This is a genomic window from Neisseria sp. HMSC70E02 (assembly GCF_001838645.1).
Lineage (GTDB): Bacteria > Pseudomonadota > Gammaproteobacteria > Burkholderiales > Neisseriaceae > Neisseria > Neisseria macacae.
Map to the genome: position 1 here is coordinate 53,424 of NZ_KV838110.1, position 20,352 is coordinate 73,775.

The following is a 20,352-nucleotide window of genomic DNA, read 5'->3' on the forward strand; positions in this document are numbered from 1 at the left end:
TCACATGAGACTTGTCATGAAAAATATTACCATTCAGAAATTTGCAGATAAAACCGCCAAAATCGGCATCGTCGGCCTGGGCTATGTCGGCCTGCCGCTGATGCTCCGTTATGTGGACATCGGTTATCAGGTTTTGGGCTTCGACATCGACAAAACCAAAGTCGACAAACTCAACAAAGGCGAGACCTACATCGAGCATATTCCTGCCGAGAAAATCGCCGCCGCTTCAAACAGCCTGTTTGAAGCCACCACCGACTTCTCCCGCATCGGCGAAGTGGAAGCCGTGATTTTGTGCGTACCGACTCCGTTGAACAAATACCGCGAGCCGGACATGAGCTTTGTTATCGACACTACCGACGCAGTGAAACCTTACCTGCGCGCCGGTCAAGTGCTGTCTTTGGAGTCCACCACCTACCCTGGTACAACCGAAGAAGAATTGCTGCCGCGTGTTGAAGAAGGCGGCTTGAAAGTCGGTAAAGACGTGTTCTTGGTGTACTCTCCGGAACGCGAAGACCCGGGTAACCCGAATTTTGAAACCCGCACCATCCCGAAAGTCATCGGCGGCCATACCCCTGCTTGTTTGGAAGTCGGTATCGCGCTGTATCAGCCTGCCATCGACAAAGTCGTACCGGTAAGCTCTACCAAAGCCGCCGAGCTGACCAAGCTTCTGGAAAACATCCACCGCGCCGTGAACATCGGCTTGGTGAACGAGATGAAAATCGTTGCTGACAAAATGGATGTCGATATTCACGAAGTCATCGCTGCCGCGGCAACCAAACCTTTCGGCTTCGTCGCCTACTATCCCGGTCCGGGCTTGGGCGGTCACTGCATCCCCATCGACCCGTTCTACCTGACTTGGAAAGCGCGCGAATACGGCGTGAACACCCGCTTCATCGAGTTGGCAGGCGAAGTGAACTCCCATATGCCCGATTACGTCATCAGCAAAGTGGGCTTGGCTTTGAACGAACACAACCGTTCCATCAAAGACAGCAAAATCTTGGTTTTGGGTATCGCCTACAAGAAAAATGTGGACGACATGCGCGAAAGCCCGTCTGTGGAAGTGATGGACCGCCTGCACAAATTGGGTGCAAACATTTCCTACTCCGACCCGCACGTGCTTGAGTTCCCATACATCCCCGGCCACCACTACTTCGACCTGAAGAGCGAGCCGCTGACGCCGGAAACCGTAGCGAAATACGACTGCGTGGTGCTGACGACCGACCACGATAAGTTTGACTACGACATGATTGCCGAACACGCCAAACTGATTGTCGATACGCGCGGCAAGTTCCCTGCGAAAAACCCGAAAGTCGTGAAAGCGTAACACCTTTGACGATTGAGGCAGACTGCCTGCCGACGGGTTTCGGCAGGCAGTCGGCTTTCTTAGACCGTTTGTTTTCAGACGACCTAAGAAAGCCCTTATTTATATGATGCTGCTGCGTTTTCAGGTCGTCTGAAAATCTTGGCGGCAACAAATCCCTCCTATTTATGAATATAAGAAAAATACTCGGCTATGCTTTGGGTCCGATAGGCAGTGCGGCTTTCGGCATCCTCTCGCTTCCGCTGATTTCATGGTACTACCCTACGGAAGACATCGGCCGTATCGTCTTGCTGCAAACCATATCCGCTCTGACCATCCTGATTTTGGGGCTGGGCTTGGATCAGGCGTATATCCGCGAATACTACGTCAGCGAAGACAAAGCCGCGCTGTTCAAATCCTTCAGCCTGTCCCCGTTTGTTTTGAGCATTACCGGGGTATTACTGATACTTTTGTGGAATCCTTCTTGGCCTTCCAAAATTATTTTTAATTTGAACAACACCAAGCTGGGTATTCTGTTTTTAGTTTTTTTACTGACCACCCTGTTTATCCGCTTTTTCTCGCTCATCCTACGGATGCAGGAAAAAGCAATTGCTTTCTCACTCAGCCAGCTGACACCGAAATTCCTGATTTTGGTTTTGGTTTTGCTCTTCATCCTAATCGGCTTGCCAACCCATACCACCAGCCTGGTCTTTGCCTATACCGCCGCCCAAATACTGACCGTCGCTGTATTGATCTACCAAACCCGAACCGATTTGGCCGCCGCCATCCGTTCGCCTTGGTCGGCAAAGCTGCACAAAATGGGTCTGCAATACGGACTACCTTTGGCATTCGGCAATCTCGCCTACTGGGGGCTGACGTCTATCGACCGCTTTGTTTTGAAAGAAATGGCAAGTTTGGAGCAACTGGGGATTTACTCGATGGCGGTCAGCTTCGGCGCCGTCGCCCTGATTTTCCAAAGCGTATTCTCAACCATATGGGCGCCATTGGTGTTCAAATGGGTTGAAGACAACACCAACCTCGACAAAATCGGCGGCATTACCCTGTCGATGACTGCGCTCATCAGCGCGATGGTTTGCTTTATCGGTATTTTTTCGCCGGTGGTCACTTGGATTCTTCCCGGGGAATATGCATCGGTACAGTTTATTTTACTGTCGTGCATGATGTTTCCTTTGTTTTATACGCTGACGGAAGTGACCGGCATCGGTTTGAACGTCGTCAAAAAAACCTGGCTGATTACCGCAGTCAATATTGCGGCATTCCTGCTGAACTTCGGCCTGCTGTATTGGCTGGTTCCGCTCTTGGGCGCACGGGGCGCCGCAATGGCGAGTGCGACTTCTTTTTGGGTGTTTATGCTCATTAAGACCGAATTGTCTTCAAGGATGTGGCAGAAGCTGCCCTGCCGGAAAATTTATACCCATACCGCACTCTGCCTGATTTTGTGCCTGGGCTACACCTACTTCGGCAATACCGGCAACTACTACATTTTTGCTTTAATCTGGCTGGCAGGTTTGATTGCCCTGACTGTGAAATACAAAACACCACTTTCTTCAGCTTTATCAGTAGTGAAAGGTCGTCTGAATAAAAAACATTCAACACAATAACAACCATACTGCGCGCAGTTTTTGATTCTGCCGCTACAAAACGCTTACTCACCGAGAATCTTTGATTTTGTGCCCTGTCCACAACCCATGCGGCTTGTACGCCGACACACTCGACACAGGTATTATCATGCATACATTAATCATTCCTTCTTGGTATCCATCCACTCCGGACGACGTCAACGGAATCTTCTTCCGCCTGCAAGCACAAGCCTTGCAACGCTCCGGAGTCAAAGTAGGGGTCGTTGCACCGATATTCCGTTCGTTCAGAACTCAGGCAAAAACTGCGTTCAACCCGAAAAATTACGGAATAAGGACCTACATCGACAAAGACGTACCGACTTATGTGTACGACAGCATGTTTTTCTTCCCGCGCATTCCGCATATCGATCGCAAACGGGAAATCGCCGCCAGTATGAAACTGTTCCGCCGATACGTTGCAGACCACGGCATGCCCGACGTCCTGCACGCGCACTGCGTCAACAGCGGCGGCATCATTGCATACGAAATCCACAAAGCAACCGGCATTCCGTATGTCATTACCGAACACAGTACCACCTACGCCCGCAAACTTATCCGCAACTGGCAACGCCCGCTGATGTATGCCGCCGCCCAAAACGCCGCCTGCCGCCTAGCAGTCAGCCGCGACTTTGCCGAACTGCTGAAAGAAGAATACCGCGGATTGGAGTGGCAATATGTTCCCAATATCCTGTCCGCCAGCTTTGAAGCGCCGATCGACCTTGCCGACAAACCCGCCAACGAAGACTTTACCTTCTGCTCGGTCGCGCACCTGCAACATAAAAAAGGCTACGACATCCTGCTGCCCGCCTTTGCCGAAGCAGTCAAAGCCTATCCGAACCTGAAACTGAAAATCGGCGGCGGCGGTTATGAAGAATTCAAGCTGCACCGTTTGGCAAAAGACTTGGGGCTGGAAAACAACGTTATCTTTGAAGGTCGTCTGAAAAACGAAGAAGTCTTGGAATTGATGTATCAAAGCGATGCCTTCGTATTGGCCAGCCGCCACGAAACTTTCGGCGTCGTTTTCATCGAGGCTTTGGCTCAAGGGCTGCCCGTCATCGCGACGCGCTGTGGCGGTCCTGAGACTATCGTCAATCCATCCAACGGGCTTTTGGTCGATGTCGGAGACCAAAAATCGCTGACGGAAGCACTTATCTCCCTCTATCGGAACCGGAAAAAATATTTCCCGCGCCTGTTGCGCGAAAACTGCCTGAAAGAATTTGGAGAGCGTCCCGTTACCGAACAAATCATTTCTGCATATAATAAAGCTCTTGGAACGACCTAAATTTCAGGAAGCAACGTGAAAATTAAAAAACAAAATATATACATTACTATGCTTTATACGATGGTTACCGCCTACATGCTGGGGCCGATGCTGTCGTATAAGCTGGGGATTCCGCGTATCGACAATCCGCTGACCCTCTTGCTGGTGCCTGCCACCCTGCTGATTTTTTTCATAGAAAACAAAACATTCAACAGCAAGGCAGGACTCATGCTGATGGCGGTCGGGCTGATGACCGGCTGGAGCGCAATCCATCTGTTCATCACGCCCTTGGATTCGGTCAGGGTCATGGATACTTTTTTCTTCCTGTCAGTCGCCGGTTTGTTTTACCTGCTGTATCTGATTTTGAGCCGACACGAAAACCCCTTGCGCTTCGTACGCAGGCTGTTGGTTTACTTTTGCGCCTTTATCATTATTCCGCCCGTTATCGAGGTGTTGACCGGCATCCAGTTTGTCAAATCAGACGAAATTTTGGCGATTGAGGCCGGCGTGATTAAAGGCTTCTTCTTCAACCCCAACAACTTGGGTACGACTGCCCTCTTCTTCGCCCCTGCCGTGTTGATATTTTTCAATATCGGCGTCAACAAGAGGGAATATTTGTTCGGCTGGATTTTATTTTTAAGTTTGGGCGCGATTGTTTTCGCCAGCGCATCGCGTACGGCGACGATGAGTTACATCATTTTGTTTATCCTGAACTTGATTTACCGTAACAACGGGCTGTTTACGCTGATGACCATAGGCGTTACAGGCGCAGGCTTGTCGATGATTCCGAAACAGTACATTGCCGATTTCCTGCTCTCGATGCACGGCAATGCCTTTTTGGAAAACATTTCTTCCCGCCTGTATTTGTTCCTGTTCAATTTGGAGAGTGACAACTCGGTCGGCTACCGCCAAGAAATTTACAACTACTTCTGGAGCAATCCGCCGCTTTTGCTTTACGGCTACGGCCCTAAAAACTTTCAGGAATACTTCGGCGGGCATTTGAGCGACAGCCTCGGTTTTGAAAACCCGCACAGTTTCATCATCGAACTGTATTTGGGCTTCGGCATGATTTCCTTAATCGGCTTCATCTGTTACATCATTTGGTATGCAGTGAACGTCTTTTTAAGCCAAAACCTGCGGAACAAACAAAAAGCCATCGGCTTGGCGGCAATCGGCCTGTTTATTTTGGGCGGCTTCATTCCGTCCACCATTTTGCGCATGCCCTTCCTCTGGCTGCCCTGCTTTTTGATTTTCTTGTACAGCGTCCTGCCGCAGCGCGATACGGCGTATAACGCGTACCGATACACCCCTTGATAGAAAACATGATATGAAAAAAATTGTTTTGACTACTTCCATGTCCGGCCTCGGCGGCACTGAAAATGCGACCTTCCGCTTGGGACGGTTGCTCAGGCAGCGCGGCCACGAGGTCGTCCTTGCCTCTTCCGATGGCCCGCTCATCAAAGAAGCCCAAGCCTTGGGCATCCAATGGCGTCCGATTGATTTTTATCAGGGCGGCATCTTGGGCTACATCAAAGGCATGTTCGCCTACATGAAGATGTTGAAACAAGAAAAACCCGACATCATCCACTGCCAAATGGCGCGTATCGTTCCCGCCTGTGCCATCGCGGCGAAAATCTCTTCGCCGAAAACCAAAGTGTTCTACCACGCGCGCGGTTTGGATGCCGAAACTTATCCGAAAATCGCCAAACTTTTCGACAAACTGGGCGTATACATCATCGGCAACTGCAGGCACGAGCAGGAAAAACTCATCCGCCACGGTTTCCCTGCCAACCGCATCACCTACACCTACAACGCCCTGCACAAAGCCGATTACGTTCCTGAAAAAACCGCCAAAGACTACGTCATGCTCGGTACGCTGTCGCGCTTGGATACCGTCCGCGCCGTGCATGTGATGCTGGACATCTTTAAGAAAATGGTCGACCGCGATATGCCCGTACGCCTGAACGTAGCAGGCATAGGCGAGGAGATGGACAATCTGAAAGCGCAAGCAAAACGACTGGGCATAGACGACAAAGTCACCTTCCTCGGCGGAGTACGCGATTTGACCGGCTATTTCAAAGACGTGGATATTTTGGTGAACACGCCGCACTGTATCGGCGACCATGGTGCAGGCGTCGGCAACAACATCCTTGAAGCTGGCCTCTACGACACGCCCGTCGTGACCTACAACATGGGCGGCATTTCCGAAATGGTCATTACCGGCGAAACCGGATACTGTTTCCCCTTCGGCGAAGACGAAGCCTTTATCGAAGCCGTCGATCAACTCATCAAGCAGCCCGAGTTACGCGAAAAGATGGGCAAAGCCCTGCATAAACACGTTGAGACCTTATGTTCCGATGATGAAATCTATCGCACCACAATGGCCGCTTACGATATGTGAGGTCGTCTGAAAATATGAACATCACCATCGTCGCCCCCTACTGTTCGCTGCCGTCCGAGCCGCATTTCAACCGCTTCTGGTATCTCGCCGAGCTGTTGTCACAGTCTCATGATGTATTGCTGATTACCAGCAATTTCAAACACTACGACAAATCTTTCAGACGACCTGAAGATGCCGAATCTGCCTCGCAAGGTCGTCTGAAAGTTATGCTGCTGGAAGAGAGCGGCTACGGCAAAAACGTCTCGCTGGACCGCGTCAAAAGCCATCATGTGTTCGTCAAACATTTTGAGCAATGGCTGAACAACTGCCGTCCGGGCGAACAAGACGTCGTCTTTTCCGCCTACCCGCTGATCGCCACCAACCTGCTTTTGGGCGAACACAAAGCGCGTTTGGGTTACAAGCTGATTATCGACGTGCAGGACGTATGGCCGGAATCCTTCTCCTCGGTCGTGCCGTTTTTGAAAAAAATCCCGCACAACCTGCTGCCCTTCTCTTCCCGCGCCAACCGTGCCTACCGCTACGCCGACGCGCTGGTTGCCGTATCGCAGACCTACCTCGACCGCGCCAAAGAAGCCAATCCGAACGCACCCGGCGAAGTCGTCTATATCGGTGCAGATTTTCCGAAACTCGATGCCGCGCCGGCAAAAGACTTCGGCGACGACAAAACCCGTTTCTTCTACTTGGGTACGCTCAGTTACAGCTATGACGTGGAAACCGTGTGCAAAGGCGTTCGGAAACTGTTGGACGACGGCGAAAATGTAGAGCTGCACATCATGGGCGGCGGCCCCGATTTGGACAGGCTCAAACAATACGCCTGCGACGGTATTAAGTTTTACGGCTACATCCCCTACGCCGAAATGATGTCGGTCGCCAAGGGCTGCGACATCTCCGTCAACGCCATCCATTCCTACGCCATGCAGTCGATCACCAACAAACTGTCCGACTATATGGCATTGCAAAAACCGATTTTAAACAGCCAAGTCAACGACGAAGTTGCCGAAGTCCTCACCCTGCTGCCGCACGCGGACTACCGTTCCGGCGATGTAGACAGCTTCGTCCAAGCCGCAAAAGACATTCTGGCGCGCAAAAACGACCCCGTTCAATCCGACGAAATCGTCCGCCGCTTCAAGCGCGACGTGGCGTATCAAAAAATCGTCAACCTGATTGAAAGATTAGCCCATGAGTAAATTCTTCAAACGCCTGTTTGACATCATCGCCTCCGCCTCAGGACTGATTTTCCTCTCGCCCGTATTTTTGATTTTGATATACCTCATCCGCAAAAACTTGGGCGAACCCGTGTTCTTCACCCAAGAGCGGCCGGGCAAAGACGGCAAACCGTTCAAAATGATCAAGTTCCGCTCTATGCGCGATGCGGTCGACCAAGACGGCAACCCGCTGCCCGACAGCGAGCGGCTGACCCCTTTCGGCAAGAAACTGCGCGCGACGAGCTTGGACGAACTTCCTGAGCTTTGGAACGTTCTAAAAGGAGAGATGAGCCTGGTCGGCCCGCGTCCGCTGTTGATGAGCTACCTGCCGCTTTACAACGAATTTCAAAACCGACGCCACGAAATGAGGCCCGGCGTAACCGGTTGGGCGCAGGTCAACGGGCGCAACGCGCTTTCGTGGGACGAAAAGTTCGCACACGATATTTGGTATATCGACCATTACAGTTTTTGGCTGGATATGAAAATCCTGTTTCTGACAGTCAAAAAAGTCTTTATCAAAGAAGGTATTTCGGCTGAGGGAGAAGCCACCATGCCCTATTTCACAGGAAATGACACTGATGCGAAAAAATAACGTACTTATCCTTTCCGCGGGAAGGCGCGTTGAATTGGTACAGGATTTTCAAACCGAAGCGGCCAAGTTTTCAGACGACGTCAAGATTTTGACGACGGATTTGGTGCCGCGTATGTCCTCCGCCTGCCACGTTTCGGACGGTTCGTTTGAAGTGCCGCTGATTAGCGCTGATTCATATATCGACAGCATTTTCGATCTGGCGGTACGCGAAAACATCGGTTTAATCATCCCGACCATAGACACCGAACTGCAAAAGTTGGCAGACGAACGCGAACGCTTCGAAGCGGCAGGCATCCACATCGTCGTTTCCGACTCGGACTTCATCGCGCAATGCCGCGACAAACGGAAAACCGCCAGTTTGTTTGCCCGCTACGGCATACGCTCGCCCGAAATTTACGACCGCGAGAAGCTGGTTTTCCCTTGCTTCGCCAAACCCTACGACGGCAGCCGCGCCATCGGTGCCAAACGGATCGACACGCCAGCCTGCCTGACGCCTGAAATCGTGGACGACCCCAAGCTGATGTTCTGCGAGCTTATCGACATCGAAAACGAATTTTCCGAATTTACCGTCGATATGTATTACGACCATGAAGGTCGTCTGAAATGCGCCATCCCGCGAAAACGCTTGGAAGTGCGCTCCGGCGAAGTCAGCAAAGGCGTTACCCGCAAAAACAGCCTCTACCAAACGCTGCTGGAAAAAATGGCGGTATTGGAAGGCGCGCGCGGCTGCATTACGGCACAGTTCTTCTGCAACGAAGAGACCGGCGAATTCTACGGCGTGGAAATCAACCCCCGCTTCGGCGGCGGCTTCCCGCTGACGTATGCCGCAGGCGGCAATTATCCGGGCTGGCTGATGCACGAATACTTCCGCAACGAAGAAATCCCGTTTTCAGACGACTGGGAAAACAACCTCATCATGCTGCGCTACGATGCCAAGGTCTTGGTTCATGAAAACGATTAATCCCGAAACCGCCGTCATTGTCTTCGACTTGGACGATACGCTGTACTCGGAATACGAATACAAGCTCTCCGGCATCCGCGCGATCGTCAATACCGTTGCCACCCTGTATCCCGATTGGGATTCAGACGACCTATGGCGCAGTATCGACCCCGACGGTAAAGACTGGCTGGACAAGTTGTGCCGCCACTGCGGTTTCAACGAATCGGAAAAACAGGTTCTTCTGTGGCAATACCGGCTGCACCGCCCGACGCTGACGCCGTATGCCCCGCATGATTTCCTGTCCGAGCTGACCGCGCCCTTCGCCGCACGCGCACTGATTACCGACGGCAGAAGCCTGACCCAACGCTTGAAATTGGAAGCCTTGGGGCTGTATTCCCTGTTTGACGACATCCTCGTCTCCGAAGCCTGCGCTTCGGAAAAGCCCGACGGCAAACGCTTCCGCTATTTACAAGACAAATATGCCGAAAAGGCAGACTGCTTCATCTACATCGGCGACAACCTTTCCAAAGACTTCATCGCGCCGAACGCTTTGGGCTGGATCACCATAGGGCTGCATCCGTCCGAGCACAATATTCACCACCACTTACCCGAAAACTTTAACAAAGAACACCATCCCGATGCGTGGATCAGCTCCCTGCAGGATTTGGCGCAGCTGATTGCCCCTTCGGACTGTTCAACAAAATCACACATTAGCTGATAAAACAAAAAGGACTCTCACATGACAAAAATATTATTCATGGGACGTAAACGGCTTTCCGCCAACCTGCTCCGGCTCTTATCTTCACAAAACGGCATCGAAATCGTCGGCGTACTGACCGACAGCCACCTGCAAGGCTCACCGACGGCCGCCGCCGCCAAAGAATTGGGCTTGCCGCTCTACACTTTCGACACTGCCTTGGAAGCAATGAAAGAAGGTCGTCTGAAATACGACTTGGGCTTGTCCGTACTCTACTGGCGCAAACTGCGCGACGAATTCCTGACCGTCCCGCGCTTGGGTACGATCAACTTCCACCCGGCCCTGTTGCCCGAATACAAAGGCACAGGTGGCTACAACCTCGCCATCATGGACGAATTGTCCGAATGGGGCAGCACCGCCCACTACGTCGATGCCTCCATCGACACCGGCGAAATCATCGAAGTGGACCGCTTCCCCATTGATTCTTCTGTCGAAACCGCCCAATCGCTCGAACGCAAAACCATGCAGGCATTGGAGCCGTTCGCACAACGCATTATCGCCCGCGCCGTCGAAGCGCAAGCCAAACTGCCGACCACGCCCAACATCGGTGGTCGTTACGTCAGCCGCGACGAAATGGAAGCCATGAAGCAAATCCGCGACGGCGACGACGTCGAGAAAAAAATCCGCGCCTTCTGGTTCCCGCCTTACGACGGTGCATACGTCGAAATCGACGGTCAAAAATACACCTTAATCAACCGCCAACTGCTGGAAGAAGTCGCCCCCAAAGACTCCACCAGCCTTTTCGCAGGAAAAGCCAATGCTTAACACATCCCTTTCCCCGTGGCCGAGCTTCACCCAAGAAGAAGCCGATGCCGTTTCCAAAGTCCTGCTGTCCAACAAAGTTAATTACTGGACGGGCACCGAATGCCGCGAATTTGAAAAAGAATTCGCCGCCTTCGCCGGCACGCAATACGCCGTCGCCCTTTCCAACGGCACACTGGCACTCGATGTCGCGCTTAAAGCAATGGGCATCGGCGCAGGCGACGACGTCATCGTTACCTCGCGCACCTTCCTCGCCTCCGCTTCCTGCATCGTTACCGCAGGTGCAAACCCCGTGTTTGCCGATGTGGATTTGAACAGCCAAAACATCAGCGCGGAAACCATCAAAGCCGCGCTGACGCCGAATACCAAAGCCATCATCGTCGTCCACCTCGCCGGTATGCCCGCCGAAATGGACAGCATCATGGACTTGGCAAAAGAACATGATTTGTGGGTTATCGAAGACTGCGCCCAAGCGCACGGCGCGAAATACAAAGGCAAATCCGTCGGCTCCATCGGACACGTCGGCGCATGGTCGTTCTGTCAAGACAAAATCATGACCACCGGCGGCGAAGGCGGCATGGTCACCACCAACGACAAAGAGCTGTGGCGCAAAATGTGGTCGTACAAAGACCACGGCAAAAGCTATGACGCCGTGTACCACCGCGAACACGCCCCCGGCTTCCGCTGGCTGCACGAAAGCTTCGGCACCAACTGGCGCATGATGGAAATGCAGGCAGTCATCGGCCGCATCCAGCTCAAACGTATGCCCGAATGGACGGCACGCCGCCAAGCGCACGCCGCCAAACTGGCAGAAAGCTTGGGCAAGTTCGCCGGCATCCGCCTGATTGAAGTCGCCGACTACATCGAACACGCGCAATACAAGTTCTACGCCTTCGTCAAACCCGAACACCTCAAAGAAGGCTGGACGCGCGACCGCATCGTCAGCGAACTGAACGCGCGCAAAGTCCCCTGCTACCAAGGCAGCTGCTCCGAAGTCTATTTGGAAAAAGCCTTCGACAACACGCCGTGGCGGCCGAAAGAGCGGCTGAAAAACGCCATCCAACTGGGCGACACCAGCCTGATGTTCTTGGTACATCCGACACTGACCGACGACGAAATCGCGTTCTGCAAAGAACACATCGAAGCTGTGTTGGCAGAAGCCACAGCATAAAGTACAAACCGCCGCGCCCGTATCATCGGGACGGCGGCGGTTTACCGCTTCAGCCGAATAAAAAAGGGAACCGGCAAGCAGCCGACACATACGGAAAACCAATGCTCCGTAGCAACAAACGTCTTTTCAGACGACCTTTGCATGACCGGGGTCGTCTGAAACCCACCCACAACATTATTCAGAACATACCAAAATGAATTTGGAAACCCTGTTATCCCTGCCCCGCAACGTCAAGAAAACCTTCTTCGTCATCCACGACGTTTTGATGATTTTTATCGCCTTTTGGTTTGCGCAAAGCCTCCGAGTCCAATACTCCGACGAATGGGCAAGCATGGCGAACTGGCTTGCCTTCGGCTCGACCGCCTTTTTGACCATCGCCCTGTTTGTCAGACTGGGGCTGTACCGCGCCGTTACCCGCTTCGTCAGCACCCGCGTCCTGACCGCCGCCGCATTCGGCAGCCTGATTTCGGCAGTCTTGTTCTGCCTGACCACTCTGGTTTTCGAACGAAAACTGCACCTTGCCCTGCCCGTCGTTTATTTCTTGCTACTGGTCGTTTGCATCACCAGTTCGCGCATGATTCTGCGCGCCATCCTGACCGACCGCCACAAAAAACAAATGGTGCCCGTCATCATTTACGGCGCAGGACAATCCGGCCGCCAACTGCTGGAAGCCATCAAACAGGTCAACGAATATTCCGCCGTCGCCTTTGTGGACGACAACCCCAAAATCCGCCGCACCGTCATCTACGACCTGACCGTCTATGGCCCTGAAGACATCCAATCGCTCATCGACCGCTACGGTGTGGAAAAAATCCTGCTCGCCATCCCCAGCTCCACTCAGGAAGAACGCCGCCGCATCATCCAAAGCCTCGAAAAATACAAATGCGAAGTGCTGACCATTCCCGGCATGAAAGACTTGGTGGACGGCAAAATCAAAGTCAGCGCGCTGAAAAAAATCTCCGTCGTCGATTTGCTCGGCCGCGACCCCGTCGCCCCGCGCCCTGAACTCATGGGCGCGGACATTACCGGCAAAACCGTGATGGTGACAGGTGCGGGCGGTTCCATCGGCTCCGAACTCTGCCGCCAAATCCTGAAATGCCGCCCGTCCAAATTGCTGCTGTTCGAACTGTCCGAGTTCTCCCTGTACAGCATAGACAAAGAATTGCGCGAAACTCAGGCAGCCGCCGGCAGTCAAATCGAAGTCGCCCCCCTGCTCGGCTCCGTGCAAAACAAAGAACGCCTGATCAGCGTCATGACTGCATACGGCGTTGAAACCGTCTATCATGCCGCCGCCTACAAACACGTCCCCATGGTCGAGTTCAACACCGTCGAAGGCATACGCAACAACGTCTTCGGTACGCTATTGTGTGCGCAGGCCGCCGTCGAATCCGGCGTCAGCACCTTCGTGCTCATCTCCACCGACAAAGCCGTGCGCCCGACCAATACCATGGGTGCCAGCAAACGCATGGCGGAACTCTGCCTGCAGGCGCTCGCCGCCGAACCCGGCCAACAGACCCGCTTCTGCATGGTGCGTTTTGGCAACGTTTTAGGCTCCTCCGGCTCCGTCGTCCCCGTGTTTGAAAAACAAATCGCCGAAGGCGGCCCCATCACCCTGACCCACCAAGACATCACCCGCTACTTTATGACCATCCCCGAAGCCGCCCAACTCGTCATTCAAGCAGGCGCAATGGGCAAAGGCGGCGACGTATTCGTGTTGGATATGGGCGAATCTGTTAAAATCATTGACTTAGCCAAACAAATGATTACGCTTAGCGGCCTGAAATTGAAAGATGCCCAACATCCCGACGGCGATATCGAAATTAAAATTACAGGACTACGTCCGGGCGAAAAACTTTACGAAGAGTTGCTCATCGGAGACGAAGTGCAAAAAACCACTCATCCCCGAATTATGACCGCCAGCGAAGTAATGCTGCCATGGGCGCAATTAAATGACATAATTATGCGTATGGACTTAGCGTGCTCAAATTCAGACCAACAAACCCTGCGCGCCCTGCTGCTCGAAGCCCCCGCCGGCTTTAATCCCAAAGACGATATTTGCGATTTGGTTTGGCAGCAGACACATTAAATACCCGACCGACAAAGCAAAACATTCCACAAAAAGGTCGTCTGAAAGTTTTCAGACGACCCCGATAAGACTGACAAGGATACCGACATGAAAAAACAGCTTGCCCTCATCAGCCTGTCCCTGATGGCACTGACCGCCTGCAACAGCAGCACCGTCATTCCCGGCTCCACCATCAACACACGCAACAAAACCATCGTTTACGAAAACGGCGAAACCGTAGCAGACACCAAATTCGACAAGCGCGTCGCCATCTATCCGATCACCTTCGGCCTCGTTGAAAAAATGCGCAAACCGCCAGTGTTGTCACAAAACAACGGTGCGCTTGAGCGCAGCAAAGCCGCCTACCGCTACCACATCGGTAAAGGCGACGTATTGAACATCATGGTCTGGGCGCACACCGACCTCAATTCGCCCGTACAACAAAGCAACCCGCAAACCAACCAAGTCAGCCGAGGCGCATGGGTGGACGAAGGCGGCTACATCACCTATCCGCTGGTCGGCAAAATCCAAGCGCAAGGCAAAACCATAGACGAGCTGCAAAACATCCTGACAGGTCGTCTGAAACGCTATCTTAAAAATCCCCAAGTCGCCATCAACGTAACCGAATTCCGCTCGCAACGCGTATCCGTTTCCGGCGCCGTCGGACAAGCAGGACAACTGCCGATTACCAACGTCCCCATGACCATTCTCGATGCTGTCAACCAAGCGGGCGGCGTGGCGCAAAATGCCGACACCCACAACATCAAATGGACGCACAACGGCGTTGACCGCACCATCTCCCTGCAAAATATCATGCAGTACGGCGACATGTCGCAAAACCACCTCTTAAGCAACGGCGACATCGTTTACGTTCCGAACAACAGCAACAGCAAAGTGTACGTTATGGGCGAAGTCGGCCGACAAGCCACCCTGCCTATCGGCAACCACGGCCTGAACCTCACTCAAGCCTTGGGTGAAACCGGCGGCATGAACCAAGCCTTGGCAGACGCAACCGGCGTATTCGTCATCCGCCGAGCGCCCGAAGATGCGGCCAAACCTATCCACATTTACCAACTTAACCTGAAAGACGCGACCGCTTACGCCTTGGGCAGCGACTTCGACCTGCGTCCGAACGACGTTGTTTATGTGACTGCCGCCCCGGTTACCCGTTGGAACCGCGTAGTGTCGCAATTGACCAGCTTCGTCAGCAACGTCAACGCTATCGACAACACGTTCAAATAACCTGACGGCGCCTGACAGCACCTGCTGTCAGGCAAAACGGCGGGTTGGTTATTTATCGTCTGACAACATATAAACAAAACCTTTTCAGACCGACCAAATATCCGACCTCAAACCGTTTTATCATGATTTGACCCTACACAAGAAAAAAATACCGCTTCTCTTATGTTTCAAAATATTTTAGTAGTATGCATGGGAAATATCTGCCGCTCCCCGATAGCGGAGCGTATCTTGCAGAAAAAGCTGCCCGGACACCGTGTCAGTTCGGCCGGCATCAACGCATTGGCGGGAAAAGATGCCGACTTCCAAGCCATTAAAACCGCCCTTAAACACGGCGTAGTCGTTGCCGGACACACCGCCCGCCAACTGACCCCTGAAATGTGCAACGCAGCAGACCTGATTTTGGTGATGGAGCCGGCCCATATCTATATGGTTGCCGACATCCTGCCTTCCGCGCGCGGGAAAACCATCCTGCTCGCCCAATGGCTGCCCAAGAAAAACATACCCGACCCGTTCAAACAAAGCAGCGAAATGTTTGAAGCCGTATTCCAACAAATACAAAGCGCAGCCGAGACTTGGGCTGAAAAATTGAACGGACCAACCCCGGCATAACACTCACTTACGCCGGATTCAATCAATTAAATCCAAACAGAAAGCCTACTGATGTATAAACAATATCCGTCATCAGCATCCTCCAACAACGACGAAATCGATTTCGGCCAACAACTGCACAATCTGTGGCTGCACAAATCCAAAATCGCCACCGCACTGATTGCGGGCGGCTTGCTCGGTGCCGTTTTCAGCTTTGCGTCCACGCCTGTCTACCGCGCCGACGCCATGTTGGAAATCGAAACCAAACAAAACCAGATTCTGACTGAAATCAACAACATGCTTTCCAACGAGCCGGCGCCTTCCGAAGCCGAAATCGAATTGGTCCAATCCCGCATGGTCATAGGCAAAACCGTTGACGAGCTTCAGCTTGACCAAGAAGTCAAAGCCACCTATTTCCCGGTTTTCGGCAACATGATTCACAACCTCAGCGGCAACGACGATCCGATTTTGAAAATCGGTACATTTACCGTTTCCGAAGAATGGATCAACAAACTCTTCAAACTGACCGTCAAAGACAGCAAAAACTATATCCTGACGCTCCCGAACGGTACAGCCAAAGAAGGCCGCGTCGGCACTCCGCTGAAAATCAATAACGAAACCGTTCTGAAAGTCGACCAAATCCTTGCCGAAACAGATCAGGATTTCGAGTTGACCAAGTTTTCCAAGCTCAGCGCCATCGAAAACATCAAAAACCAACTCTCGGTCATCAGCAAAGGCAAAACCAGCCCCATCATCAACCTTGCCTACACCGATGTTGATCCGAAAAAAACCAGTGCCGTCCTCAACAGCATTGCCGACAACTACGTCGCACAAAACCGCGAACGCGACATTCAAGTCGCCTCCAGCGGCTTGGCGTTCATCAGCGAAGAATTACCTCGTCTGAAAGAAACCCTGCAAGAAGCAGAAAACAAACTCAATGCCTACCGCGAACGCGCCGGTTCGCTTGACATTCCGCTTGAGTCCAAAGGCGCGCTTGAAAGCCTGACCAGCATCGAAACCCAAATCACCCTGCTCAAAACCGAAGAAGCAGGTTTGGCGGAACTGTATACTCCGGAACACCCTTCCTATAAAGCCGTTTTGGACAAACTGGCGGTGCTCGAACGCGCCAAGAGCAAAATCAACCAGCAAATCGCCGGCCTGCCCAACACCCAACAGGAAGTCATCCGCCTGACCCGCGACGTAGAAACCAACCAAGCGACCTACGTCCAACTCTTGGCGAAACAACAAGAACTCAACATCATGAAAGCCAGTGCGCAAGGCAATGTCCGCGTCGTTGACCATGCCTACACGCCGGAACAACCGATCGCCCCGCGCAAAGCCGTCATTACCGCATTAAGCGCACTTGCCGCAGGCGCACTCGCCTCCATGTGGGTCATGCTGCAAGGCCGTATGCGCCGAGGCATCACGTCGTCTGAAGAGATTGAAAACCTCAATCTCGAAGTCGCCGCCCTCGTACCCTACTCCAAAACCCAGCAAAAACGCGACCTATTGAAACGCAAATTCAAATCCCTGACCGGCCGCTCCAATTATCTGCTGGCAAACGAGGATGCCTCCGACGTCGCCGTCGAAGCCATCCGCGCCCTGCGTACCAACATCTACTTCTCCATGCTGGATGCGCGCAACAATGTCCTCATGATTACCGGTGCGGCTCCGGAAGCGGGCAAATCCTTTATTTCCGCCAACCTCGCCACCGTAATGGCACAATCAGGCAAACGCGTATTGCTGATCGATACCGACATGCGTAAAGGCTATTTGGACCAACTGTTCAAACTGACGCCCGAATACGGCTTGGCAGACATCCTTTCCGGCCATGTCTCCCCTGCTAAAGCCGTCTGTGAAACGCGGATTGAAAACCTGCACCTCATCAGCAACGGCGGTTATCCTAAAAATCCGTCCGAGCTGCTGATGGACAGCCGCTTCACAGAATTGCTGGCAAACGCCCAAAAACGTTACGACTACGTGATTATCGACACCCCGCCTGTCCTCGCAGTGACCGACGCAACCATCGTCGGACAGCTGGCAGGTACGGTTCTGCTGGTCAGCCGCTACGGCAACACCACCACCAGAGAGCTTGAAATCAGTGCCGACCGTCTGCGTCAGAACAAGATCAATATCAAAGGCGTCATCCTGAACGGCATGAAGCGCGAAGCCAACAGTATGTATGACTACTACGCCTACCATTCTCCGCAGGATGGCAAGAAACCGGTTAAAAAAGAAGCGCCGGAAAACAAAGCTTAAAGCTGGAAACCAGCTATTTTCTGCCCAAAAGGTCGTCTGAAACGGAAAAATCAAGTTTCAGACGACCTTTTGTCATGCCTTTCAACAGATGCGATAAAAATCATCTTATTTGAGTTTAAGCAAGATATAGTGGATTAACTTTAAATCAGGACAAGGCGGCCGAAGCCGCAGACAGGACAGATAGTACGGAACCGATTCACTTGGTGCTTCAGCACCTTAGAGAATCGTTTTCTTTGAGCTAAGGCGAGGTAACGCCGTACTGATTTAAAGTTAATCCACTATATTGGCGTACCGATTTAAAGTTCGTCCCCCTAGATTCACTGTACAATACCCCATCCCTTCAATCTTCAGATTGTTGTAAACAAAAGACAGCCTCCTGTTTCCTTTACAATCCATTGAAACTGACACAACCTGCCAATCCACACCAAACCGACCGTACCCTCTGCCCATCGCCGCCTGCACCCGGTTGCCGTCCGAACCGATAAGAGTTTATCTTATTGTTTATATTTAAAATTTCCAACACATCCAAACCACCATATTTTTATTGGACTTCCATACCGCACAATATTAAGAGAAAATATAACTAACTGTATTTATTCCATTTACCGCCATTGCAAATAACTACCGATATTCTCGTCATATCATTAACAATAAATTACAGAAAACAGTATAATAACCAACCTAGTCCCTTTTCCCATTTCATCTTATGACTGCAGTACCCGACTCTTCCCGTACGCTCTCTGTCAAGCCGGCAAACAGAATGACCGCCGACACAGTCAGCCCTGCACTGCTGCCCCAACAAGCAGCAGGCAATCGGTACGCCGGTACTGCCTATCAAGTCAACAAAATCACCTACGCCTCCGGTCTGACACGCCTGGCAACAGCGCCTAAGCCGCAACCCAAACCTGTCGAGCTGACACCTGAAGAAGAATTCTCGCTATTGCAAAACAGCGAGCAGCAAGGCATTTCGACCGAACACCACTTATCTGCCTATACCCGCCTGGCCGAAGCAGGAATGCCGGAAGCGCAGCACGTCCTGATGCGCTTTTACCAAGAGCGCAACGAACCCCAAATGTACCACTGGGCGCAGCTTGCCTCAGCGCAAAACTCCGCCGAAGCCCAATACTGCCTTGCCTACCGCCACAGCCTGAAGCCTGATTTTGAAAGCGCAATCAAGTTGTACCGACAAGCGGCGGAACAAGGATTTGCCCCTGCACATTGGCAATTGGGAAAAATGTACTACCGCGGTATCGGCATGAAAGCCGACCCAGCCCAAGCCGAAATCCATTTACGGCAGGCAGCGGAAGCAGGGTTTATCGCCGCACAAGTTATGTTGGGCGACTTGCTTGCCGCGCAAAATCAGGCGGAATCCATGACCTGGTATCGGAAAGCCGCCGCAAAAGGCAGCGGGGACGCCGCCGCCGCTTTGGCGCAGCACAGCCTGACAGGCAAACTGACCGGACGCGACCCGCTCCAAGCCATGCGCCACACCCGTTTCGCCGCAGACCGACGCCATCCGGAGGCCTTGCGCATTATGGGCGACCTCTACCGCTACGGACTCGGTGTCAAAGCCGACCCGCACGCAGCGCACGACTATTACCACCGTGCCGCAACACTCGGCTGCGCCACCGCCATCCAAAAGCTGCTCAGCGATGCCGCGCTGCACAACCCCCAACAGTATGAACAAATCCGGGAAGCCGCCCTGTTCTTCCAAAAAACAGAACAAACCTTCCGCAATGCCGAAGCATGCCATTACGGCATAGGGACGGCGGTGGATTACGACCGCGCCAGAAAACTTTATCTGGAAGCCGCCGAATTCCATCACAAAAATGCCGCCGCCGCATTGGGCAAATTGTATTATTACGGACAAGGCGTTGAAGCCGATTTCCAATCTGCCGCCCACTGGTTTGAAATCGCGGCAGAACAAGGCCATACCGAGGCGCAATACTATCTGGCACGACTCTATTATCACGGGCAAGGCGTCTCCAGCCATATTCCCACTGCCTGCCGCTGGTTGCAGGCAGCCATCAGCGGCTGTTACGGAAATCCCGATACCTTGCGTCCCCTGTTGGCAAAATGGCAGAAGGAAGCAAGCCATTAAACCTGACGGCATCCCGCTATAAAATCCAAACTTATATAGTGAATTAAATTTAAATCAGGACAAGGCGA

Annotated in this window: 16 protein-coding genes; all 16 read left to right on the forward strand. The window is 52.6% G+C overall.

What is annotated here, in order from left to right; genetic code table 11:
* The first annotated feature begins 16 nt into the window (after positions 1 to 16).
* The 16 genes from HMPREF3277_RS09430 (at position 17) to HMPREF3277_RS09505 (ending at position 20,284) form a co-directional block, all read left to right on the forward strand.
* Complete coding sequence (locus HMPREF3277_RS09430) at positions 17 to 1,324, forward strand: nucleotide sugar dehydrogenase (RefSeq protein WP_039862706.1); 1,308 nt, start codon at positions 17 to 19, stop codon at positions 1,322 to 1,324.
* Between the two features lie 164 nt (positions 1,325 to 1,488).
* Complete coding sequence (locus tag HMPREF3277_RS09435) at positions 1,489 to 2,922, forward strand: lipopolysaccharide biosynthesis protein (protein WP_070870955.1); 1,434 nt, start codon at positions 1,489 to 1,491, stop codon at positions 2,920 to 2,922.
* A 127-nt stretch (positions 2,923 to 3,049) separates the two neighbouring features.
* Entirely contained in the window at positions 3,050 to 4,222 is a 1,173-nt protein-coding gene (locus HMPREF3277_RS09440) for a glycosyltransferase (protein WP_003769122.1), read from the forward strand.
* 15 nt (positions 4,223 to 4,237) lie between these two features.
* Positions 4,238 to 5,515, forward strand: a complete 1,278-nt coding sequence (locus tag HMPREF3277_RS09445) for an O-antigen ligase family protein (protein ID WP_003776183.1) — start codon at positions 4,238 to 4,240, stop codon at positions 5,513 to 5,515.
* A gap of 13 nt (positions 5,516 to 5,528) precedes the next feature.
* The gene (locus HMPREF3277_RS09450) at positions 5,529 to 6,602 is read left to right on the forward strand and encodes a glycosyltransferase family 4 protein (protein ID WP_070775003.1); all 1,074 of its coding nucleotides are present in this window, start codon (positions 5,529 to 5,531) and stop codon (positions 6,600 to 6,602) included.
* A gap of 14 nt (positions 6,603 to 6,616) precedes the next feature.
* A complete protein-coding gene (locus HMPREF3277_RS09455) occupies positions 6,617 to 7,789 on the forward strand; it encodes a glycosyltransferase (RefSeq protein WP_070870956.1) in 1,173 nt (390 codons plus the stop codon).
* On the forward strand, positions 7,782 to 8,399 hold the full coding sequence (locus HMPREF3277_RS09460; protein WP_003759473.1) for a sugar transferase: 618 nt from the start codon (positions 7,782 to 7,784) through the stop codon (positions 8,397 to 8,399). The genes HMPREF3277_RS09455 and HMPREF3277_RS09460 overlap by 8 nt, the downstream gene beginning before the upstream one ends.
* The gene (locus HMPREF3277_RS09465; RefSeq protein ID WP_009310890.1) at positions 8,386 to 9,360 is read left to right on the forward strand and encodes an ATP-grasp domain-containing protein; all 975 of its coding nucleotides are present in this window, start codon (positions 8,386 to 8,388) and stop codon (positions 9,358 to 9,360) included. The genes HMPREF3277_RS09460 and HMPREF3277_RS09465 overlap by 14 nt, the downstream gene beginning before the upstream one ends.
* The gene (locus HMPREF3277_RS09470; RefSeq protein ID WP_070870957.1) at positions 9,347 to 10,057 is read left to right on the forward strand and encodes an HAD family hydrolase; all 711 of its coding nucleotides are present in this window, start codon (positions 9,347 to 9,349) and stop codon (positions 10,055 to 10,057) included. Before HMPREF3277_RS09465 ends, HMPREF3277_RS09470 begins: the two co-directional genes overlap by 14 nt.
* A 21-nt stretch (positions 10,058 to 10,078) precedes the next feature.
* Positions 10,079 to 10,861 carry a formyltransferase family protein gene (locus HMPREF3277_RS09475; RefSeq protein ID WP_003759466.1) on the forward strand — a complete coding sequence of 261 codons (783 nt, stop codon included), beginning with the start codon at positions 10,079 to 10,081 and terminating at the stop codon, positions 10,859 to 10,861.
* The gene (locus tag HMPREF3277_RS09480) at positions 10,854 to 12,029 is read left to right on the forward strand and encodes a DegT/DnrJ/EryC1/StrS family aminotransferase (RefSeq protein WP_070870958.1); all 1,176 of its coding nucleotides are present in this window, start codon (positions 10,854 to 10,856) and stop codon (positions 12,027 to 12,029) included. The genes HMPREF3277_RS09475 and HMPREF3277_RS09480 overlap by 8 nt, the downstream gene beginning before the upstream one ends.
* Positions 12,030 to 12,222: 193 nt before the next feature.
* Positions 12,223 to 14,115 carry a polysaccharide biosynthesis protein gene (locus tag HMPREF3277_RS09485; RefSeq protein WP_070870959.1) on the forward strand — a complete coding sequence of 631 codons (1,893 nt, stop codon included), beginning with the start codon at positions 12,223 to 12,225 and terminating at the stop codon, positions 14,113 to 14,115.
* 87 nt (positions 14,116 to 14,202) lie between these two features.
* A complete protein-coding gene (locus HMPREF3277_RS09490; RefSeq protein WP_003759457.1) occupies positions 14,203 to 15,336 on the forward strand; it encodes a polysaccharide export protein in 1,134 nt (377 codons plus the stop codon).
* A gap of 162 nt (positions 15,337 to 15,498) precedes the next feature.
* Entirely contained in the window at positions 15,499 to 15,945 is a 447-nt protein-coding gene (locus HMPREF3277_RS09495; RefSeq protein WP_070870960.1) for an arsenate reductase/protein-tyrosine-phosphatase family protein, read from the forward strand.
* A gap of 51 nt (positions 15,946 to 15,996) precedes the next feature.
* Positions 15,997 to 18,183, forward strand: a complete 2,187-nt coding sequence (locus HMPREF3277_RS09500; RefSeq protein ID WP_070870961.1) for a polysaccharide biosynthesis tyrosine autokinase — start codon at positions 15,997 to 15,999, stop codon at positions 18,181 to 18,183.
* A 760-nt stretch (positions 18,184 to 18,943) separates the two neighbouring features.
* On the forward strand, positions 18,944 to 20,284 hold the full coding sequence (locus HMPREF3277_RS09505) for a tetratricopeptide repeat protein (RefSeq protein WP_094113518.1): 1,341 nt from the start codon (positions 18,944 to 18,946) through the stop codon (positions 20,282 to 20,284).
* Positions 20,285 to 20,352 lie beyond the last annotated feature (68 nt).